11 protein-coding genes are annotated in these 7,338 nt (G+C 58.7%); 6 read left to right on the top strand and 5 right to left on the bottom strand.

Annotated features, from left to right (window positions below; all coding sequences use genetic code 11):
- The coding region (locus tag INT32_RS21775; protein ID WP_193090781.1) for a hypothetical protein at window positions 1–257 on the bottom strand (257 nt) is incomplete at its 3' end.
- 279 nt (window positions 258–536) lie between these two features.
- On the bottom strand, window positions 537–1,076 hold the full coding sequence (locus tag INT32_RS21780; protein WP_096161820.1) for a DNA-binding protein: 540 nt from the start codon (window positions 1,074–1,076) through the stop codon (window positions 537–539).
- A gap of 338 nt (window positions 1,077–1,414) precedes the next feature.
- Between INT32_RS21780 and INT32_RS22285 the strand changes: the two genes are divergently transcribed.
- From INT32_RS22285 to INT32_RS21800, 5 genes are all read left to right on the top strand, one after another.
- Window positions 1,415–1,549 (top strand): hypothetical protein, encoded by a 135-nt coding sequence (locus tag INT32_RS22285; protein ID WP_009885498.1) that lies wholly within the window; start codon window positions 1,415–1,417, stop codon window positions 1,547–1,549.
- A gap of 338 nt (window positions 1,550–1,887) precedes the next feature.
- A complete protein-coding gene (locus tag INT32_RS21785; RefSeq protein WP_009885499.1) occupies window positions 1,888–2,790 on the top strand; it encodes a replication initiation protein in 903 nt (300 codons plus the stop codon).
- Window positions 2,777–3,037, top strand: coding sequence for a helix-turn-helix transcriptional regulator (locus INT32_RS22465; RefSeq protein ID WP_081448679.1), 261 nt, complete (start codon window positions 2,777–2,779; stop codon window positions 3,035–3,037). Before INT32_RS21785 ends, INT32_RS22465 begins: the two co-directional genes overlap by 14 nt.
- Window positions 3,034–3,366, top strand: a complete 333-nt coding sequence (locus INT32_RS21795) for a hypothetical protein (protein WP_009885501.1) — start codon at window positions 3,034–3,036, stop codon at window positions 3,364–3,366. Before INT32_RS22465 ends, INT32_RS21795 begins: the two co-directional genes overlap by 4 nt.
- Before the next feature lie 568 nt (window positions 3,367–3,934).
- Complete coding sequence (locus tag INT32_RS21800; RefSeq protein WP_125178127.1) at window positions 3,935–4,282, top strand: hypothetical protein; 348 nt, start codon at window positions 3,935–3,937, stop codon at window positions 4,280–4,282.
- A gap of 137 nt (window positions 4,283–4,419) precedes the next feature.
- On the opposite strand, the gene INT32_RS22470 is transcribed toward INT32_RS21800, so the two are convergent.
- Window positions 4,420–4,761 carry a Clp protease N-terminal domain-containing protein gene (locus tag INT32_RS22470; protein WP_338108232.1) on the bottom strand — a complete coding sequence of 114 codons (342 nt, stop codon included), beginning with the start codon at window positions 4,759–4,761 and terminating at the stop codon, window positions 4,420–4,422.
- A 1,077-nt stretch (window positions 4,762–5,838) separates the two neighbouring features.
- On the opposite strand from INT32_RS22470, the gene INT32_RS21810 reads away from it, so the two are divergent.
- Complete coding sequence (locus INT32_RS21810; protein ID WP_125240524.1) at window positions 5,839–6,117, top strand: hypothetical protein; 279 nt, start codon at window positions 5,839–5,841, stop codon at window positions 6,115–6,117.
- Window positions 6,118–6,442: 325 nt separating this feature from the next.
- Here INT32_RS21810 and INT32_RS21815 read toward each other — a convergent pair whose 3' ends face one another.
- Complete coding sequence (locus tag INT32_RS21815; RefSeq protein ID WP_226817350.1) at window positions 6,443–6,676, bottom strand: hypothetical protein; 234 nt, start codon at window positions 6,674–6,676, stop codon at window positions 6,443–6,445.
- A gap of 288 nt (window positions 6,677–6,964) precedes the next feature.
- Window positions 6,965–7,338 (bottom strand): hypothetical protein (locus INT32_RS22235; protein ID WP_226817351.1); only part of this gene is annotated, 374 nt, incomplete at its 5' end.

Consider the following 7,338-nt stretch of genomic DNA (forward strand, 5'->3'; position numbering starts at 1 on the left):
ACCCGTCGGCCAGTCTTGCGCATCCCGGAGAACGGGCGTCGCCACTCGTCTTTCTCGCGCTGTCGAACATAGCGTTTGAGCTTCTCCAGCTCGTCTTCTTCACTATCAGTCAGGTGCTCAACGACCGGTTGATTCGTGGTCCAGTTGAACGGCTTCATCAGCTGCGAGTCGAGCACAGCCATGTCTCGCTCGAACTCAAGACGGTCAGCTTTGCGCCGATAGTAGTCCCGGGAACGACGCAGCGACTCAAGCTCCATAACTGCATCCTCTGGCACTGCACGACCCGTGCGAGCTCGTTGCCGATACGCGACTTGTTTACACTTCGCCGAGCAGTATCTTTGGCCCTCACCCCGGGTCTCGAACGAGGTCTCGCAGACCTTACAAGTGGTCATTTTGCGCTCCTCACAGGCATCCGCCACACCCTTGCCCGTCACGTTACCTCCCCACGGAAATGTCCCCGTATGCACTGTGGTGCCAGAGGTGTGCTTGATTCATAGTCATTTCGCGCCGGTTTTCTTTCGTTGCCGGCTACGGGGTTAGTTCTCGCGTTTGGCCTGTGTCTCGAGGAGCGTGGTGATGCGTTCGTTGAGTTTGTCGTGCTGGTCTCGGACTGCACTCAGTGCGGCTTCGTGTTTGGCTGCCTCCGTTGACCACTTCTCGGCCTCAGCCTTGGCCTCGGCGAGTTCCTTCCTGAGGGTGTCGGCTTGGGTAGTCGCGGTGTCGCGTTCGGCCTCAACAGTCTCAACGTCGGCAGTCAGCCCCTCGACCTCGACGCGGAGTGCATCGACATCAGAACGCAACTGGTCACGCTCGGGCGTCACGGCCGCCAGGGCGGCCCGATAGGCATCAGCCCAGATCGCCTCAAGGCGTCCGGTCACATCCTCGGGCACAGCCGGGATGGTCTCATGGTCATCCTCACTCGCTGCATCGTTCCAGGCCTTCGCGGTCGCCGAGGCGACGGCCATGCGCACCTTCGCGGCCTCGCGGATCGCGCGGGCAGTCACGGCCCTGCCCGTGTCGGCGAGGTCGCGGGCGGCTGCCTCGGCGCGGGTCTCAGGGGACTGGTCATCGGTCATGGTGGAAACTCCTTCAATTGGTAACGGGTAACTTATGTTACTCGTTACCATGTTACCCCATTTTGGCGTCACCGGCAAGCATGACCCAGCGACACCTGAGCTTCCAGGCTCAGCCATCCACGGGGCACCTCGGTGAGGGATCCGCCGCAGATGAGTTCGCAAGCGAGAATTCGGTCGAGACTCCGTTCCGATACTGACAGCAGAGCCGCACAAGGAAGGGATGCCCCTGCTGCGTGTCAGGCTCGATCCAGAACGGCGACACCGACCGGCATCCCACACATGGACACCGTCGCCGCATAGGAACCAGGAGAACTATCCGCCATCGCTAGGAGTACCCAATGAACCGCATCCCTGCACACCTATCCCTCGCGGCCGTGATCGTCTTCGTCGTCACGATCCTCGCCGTCTGTCCACCGGACCGAATCACTCCGATCCTCGACTGGTTCCAGATCGTCACCGGGACCGCGAGCTAGCGCTCACTGTCTACGTATCAAGGGGTACCGCTGGCCTCGTGGTTGAGGTTTCTGGCGAGGTGACCGTTTCTGCGTAGCAGTCGTGTGCTGCCCTGCGTGTGGTGTCCTCACATGCGGGTGAGATCAGTTCCGGTCAGACCGAGGGTGGAGATGGGGCCAGTTCCAGCGGTCGCCGTAGCGGACCTCGCTACGCTCGGACAGAAGCCTCCCCCCGCCGGAACCATCTGATATTGCTTTCGAGACCCACTTTGAACACACCGAGCAAAATCCCACTTTGAACTCAGACGCCATGGGAACGTGGGGCTATGAGTACAGCGAGCACGGAGACGTGGGGACAGATGTGGTTGCCGCTGTGGCCCCTGGCCTCTGACGATCTGCTCCAGGGCATCTATCGCACCAGCCGCCACAACGCCCTGGAGCTGCGCTACATCGAGGCCAACCCCCAATCCTTGTCGAATCTCCTTGTCGTCGACATCGACCACCCCGACGCGCTCATGCGCGCCATGTGGAACCGAAAAGCCTGGCAACCCAACGCCGTAGTCGAGAACCCTGCCAACGGCCACGCACACGCCGTATGGGCACTTGCAGAGCCAGTCACCCGCACCGAGTACGCCAGACGCAAACCACTCGCCTACGCCGCCGCCGTGACCGAGGGGCTGCGCCGGTCCGTTGACGGCGACAAGGGCTATTCCGGGCTGATCACGAAAAACCCCACCCACGAGCAGTGGGAAGCCTCCTGGCTGACCGATCACCTCTACAACCTCGACGAGCTCACCGAGCACCTGACCGTCTCAGACTTCATGCCGCCAGACTCCTGGCAGCGCACCAAGCGGAAAAACCCCGTGGGGCTCGGCCGCAACTGCACCCTCTTCGAAACCGTCAGGTGGGACGTGTACCGGGTCGCGCGCACCATCCGGAAGCGCAACGAACACCCCACGCCAGAGGACCGTCACGACCTCGAAGCAGCGATCGTCAATTTGTGCCAGGAGATGAACTCGACGTTCAGCGAGGCACTGCCCGCCAGCGAGATCAGGGCCACCATTCGCAGCTTCTACAAGTGGATCACCACCCGCTACACCGGGTGGCTCGACTCCCGCACCACCAGCGAAGAAAAGTCCGCCGCCTACCACCGCAACACCGGCCGACAAGGAGGCCTCAAGGGCGGCATTGCCAGTGGCGAAGCTCGCCGCGCGGCCACCCGCCAGCGCATTATGGAGGCAATCAGCAATGGCCACTCGTGAGCGAATCCCCCGTAATGGGCTGACTATCCGTGAGCTGGCAGAACGTGCTGGTGTGGACCCACGCACGATTAAGAGGTGGACATCGGACCCTCGTGAGGTCTATCTAAGCCGCGCGGAACAGCGGCGATTGCGGATTCGTGAGCTGCGCGAGACAGGTCTGTCGATGCGTACGATCGCCAACGAGGTCGGTTGCTCCGTTGGCACCGTTCACAACGCTCTCAAAGACCAGCCCGAGGACGAATCATGAGCACCTACGGGCAGAAGAAAAAAGCGTGGGCCAGCGAGTGGGCGAAACTGCGGAAAGAGTACCTGTCGGGGAAGCTCATGGACGTTCTCGTTCTCCCCGTCAACGGCGGCACCTCTGTCCGATGGGAGTGCCCGGCCTGCGGCGAGACAGGCACTCCCGTCGCCTCGGAGAAGCTGGCGCTCACCGCTGGTCGTGGGCACATGAACATCCACGTCACGCCCGAGGATATCCAGGCACTCGAAGACATGAAGGTGCGGCGGATGCCGCCCGAACTGCTCTCGCCATTTCAACGGCGTCGACGCGACGAGCTCGAAGCCCACGACCAATGACGACAGCAGGATCGCCGCGACCGTCCTGGAGCGTGCAACAGGCTGCGCGTGAGTGCGGGGTCTCTCCGGCCACGATACGTCGCCGCCTCAAGGACGGGTCTCTGCCCAATGCGGTCCAGGGTGCCCGGGGCGCCTGGACGATTCCGGTCACTGATCTCATTGCGGCCGGTCTCAACCCTGGTCAACCGTCTCCACCTGACCATGGTCAAGGGGTAGTCACCGACCTTACTCACGCCGAGAATGACCATGGTCGTGACTATGGTCAAAGATCATCGTCGCAGGTGAAAGCCCTCCACGACCTTGAGCAAAAGTTACTCACTGAGCAACGTGAGGTTGAGCATCTGCGTACCCATGTGAGTACCCTGCAGAACAATCTTGATGACGTCCGTACGGCCATGCGGATGCTCGAAGCCGGGCCTCGAGACCGGGCTGACCGGTCAGGTTCAGACGTGACCGAGCACGTCGACCACAACGGTATGACCGTGGACAAGCCTGCCCGGTCAGAGTCGGCGGCCGGCGGTTCGTTCTTGCGCCGGCTGTTTCGTAGAAGCAAGTGATCGGAGGACTGTTGGACGAAGACCAGATGGTTCAGTTCTATGAACGCCGAAGGATCTATCCGGAGTGCCAGTCAGGCTGGTACCCGCTCATTCTCGATCTCGATAACAAGATTGGCAGCATCGAACCTGGATACAAAGTCGATCAGATCAAGGAGAAGTTCGGGGGCCTACGGTTCTACTACGACCAGATGAGCGTCAATGACGACAACCGAGAACGTGTGGACAAACTCGTCGATGCAGCCGAAGCGAAGGCCTACACGACCTGCGAGGTGTGTGGCGTCTCTGACTCGACTGTCACTACGAGCGGCCCTTCCTGGGTGAAGACTCTCTGCACAACCCACAGGGGGAAAATTAGGTGAGGCACGGCCCTGGTTAGCCGGGGGTCTTGACCTGAGGCACTCCGGTTCACGGCGTCATGACGAAGTGGTCGGGCTTGAGTCCCGAAGCGTTCGCCCACTCTGCGTTTTGATAGTGGCCGTGGTTTCTCGATTTCGCATTACTCACGTTCAACACTGACATTGATCGAATCGGAAGCTATCTCTGGCTTCGTTGAGGCAATCACCTTGCTCAGTTCGTCGCGCCATTCGCGAACGGTCTCGACAGGAACTACGCGATCAACCAGCGTCGGAGAATCGCCTTGGGCAATAAGAGCAAGCATGACATGCTCCACCCCGAGGTAGTCACCCGGTGACTCATTTGCTAGTTGTACGGCCTCTCGAATCGCGGCCTCTAAGCGTGGAGTTACCCACCCATCGATGCATAGACGACCAACTTGCAGTTCTCCACTTGGCAAGCTCATACGATTATGATCGCTCCATCCCAGCGGCCGCCGAAGCATATACCGTTCAACGGGTACCCGCCTCCATTTCTGCACGTGGCTTCAGTGACCGCAACATAGGGATCTAACGCAACAACTTCCTGCTGCTCATGCGATGGGGAAGCCGAAGCACTAGCCGGGGCAGCTACTCCCAAAACTCCCAGGGCCACGACCGCCACAGCCAGAACGAGATGCTTAGCGCCCATCAGTCGAGTGCTGTCACCTTTGAGCATTTCACTCTCCTATCCTCGTGCCTGGCCAGATCCAAAAGGCAAGGCTAATTGGGCGACTGAGCATACTCCTGCTCTCCGACCGTGACAAGGTTCCATCTGCCGGGGATCTTGACATGAGGCACTCCGCAGAAGTTTTTGGATCGGCACTCTCCAAGCTTATCGACAGTCTGCTCCACACCACCATCGACGAGCATGTCGCCGAGGCGGTATTGCGCGGAGGTTAGGGACTGGTACACGGATAGGTGACACCCGAGCTGGCTCACCGAAGCGAAGGCCTACACGACCTGCGAGGTGTGTGGCGTCTCCAACTCGACCGTCACTACCGCAGGGGACAGATACTCGGTGAAGACACTCTGCGCGGTCCACAGATAATGTCAGCTGATTCAACCCATCGTAATTACCAGTGAAGAAGAACGTCCTATCTCACGTTCCCGAAAAGCCTGACCTGGAACTTGATCGCATCGTAGCTAATATATGCATTTGCTGTAATCATTTATAACCGCCTGTTTTCCTTGTACAGCAAGCCTGGTAGCGTGATGTAAATTACATAGTTTATGCAGGTTTTTCAGCTAGAGGAGACAATCATGTTGGCTATACGACCAAGCATGAAAAGGACGGCCACTGCGGGGGTTGCCACGATGGAACACTGGCGCAAACTATCAGTGAGGAAGAAGCAGGGGAAGTCGACTATCCGGTCTCCGTGGAAACACACGCACTGCCGTATTTCATCGTCAAATGTTTGGTTGGATTGGGTCTGAGCGCACCGGATATCGCCCGAATCGCGTCGATGGGCACCTGGGCTTCGATTGCCGGTGCGTTTGGTCGAGCTGCCGCTGCGTGTGTCTTCGGAAAGTAGGATACGTTGATGTTCAAAAATCCTTCTCAGTCTGATTTGGAGAATCAACTGAAAGATATAGACGAAGAACTGTCTTCCCATCCTTTTTCGAACACGCGAGTCGAAGAAGCTAACTCTTTAGTTGAATCGATGAAGGGAAAGGATAAAGAGGAAATCGACAGGACCCTGAAGGATCGAGATCTACCTGGTCTCGAAGAACTGGGGAAGGTCACGGCCACGGGAACTTACAGCTGGTGGAAGCTACATAGATCCCGAGCGAAAATATTGAAGAAACTAGAACATATTTAAATATCTTCACTTGCGAGCTGTCGAGCAGTCCCTGAGTACACGCCGGGGGAACTCGAACTTGTCGACAGTCCGCTTCACACCGCATGAGCATGTCACCGAGCCGGTACTGCGCAGAGGTGAAGAACGGACTACGGTTCACCCGTCGCGATCGCCTTCATCGATACTCGCCACGACGTTGTGACCACCTACCCTCATTATTCGTGCCATCATCACCTTCATCTCTGACACGACACCACACGCGGGACACTCCAGACTTCCTGCACAGACACACACACCACCCATGAACCCGACCACACGAACACCTTCAGCCATCACACCTCTTGCATTACTGACGGCGTGCAGATTGCGCAGCCGCAACCGTCTGCGCAACGTACTCCTCGCGAGTGATGTCTCTACGCACCTTGGCTGTTAGCCGAGCCACGTCCTCCCTGTTGGGAATCCACCCCTCATGCCAGTTCGCAGCCAACGCCTCCACCACGTTCCGACGCTGCTGATCATCCAAACCCTCGAACACGTCCGGCCACCTTGACTCGATATCAAAACGGTCACTCATCATCATTTCCTCTCCCATCACCAGCTCAGTGCAACGCCAGACAGAGCCACTTATCCCGGGAGAAGTGTATAGCTCGCTCCGCACTTCCAACCCCGCCGGCTCCCGGCAGTCTGGTGCCATTGCACGAACCACACACTCGCATTTCACCCAAGCCGTTGCTCGCTTCATCCCGCGCAGCGATACCGGGTCCGGGGCTTGCCCTGTGTGCATCGATCACCGGATCGAAGCGCAAGTGGTTGCCACTTGCTATGCTTGCTCCCCCTCCACACCAGACCTGTTCTGCATAGTCACTTCTCACGTTGAGCCTGTGCCTCCACAGGTCATTGGTGGATGTTGAGGACGAGGAGAAACACCCTCGACACCGAGCTCACACGTTGCTCCGTCGTGGGTTTTCAACCACTCAGGTTCGCTGTGCTCGTCATCGTCAAAAGCTGTCGGCCCCAGGTCGTCATGAGCGGCATCAAGGATGCTCGACCACCACTCATCTTCGTCCGCATACCCCAAGTCTTGCCACACCCGTGCGGCACTTGCTGTATCGAGTTTCACCCTCAGAGTCGCCACGTCCTCGTAGAGTTCATACGTGAACTCACTGGCCTCACCAACACTCAACGCGACCCGTCGGCCAGTCTTGCGCATCCCGGAGAACGGGCGTCGCCACTCGTCTTTCT

Origin of the sequence: Advenella sp. FME57, assembly GCF_014897675.1 — a bacterium.
Lineage (GTDB): Bacteria > Pseudomonadota > Gammaproteobacteria > Burkholderiales > Burkholderiaceae_B > Advenella.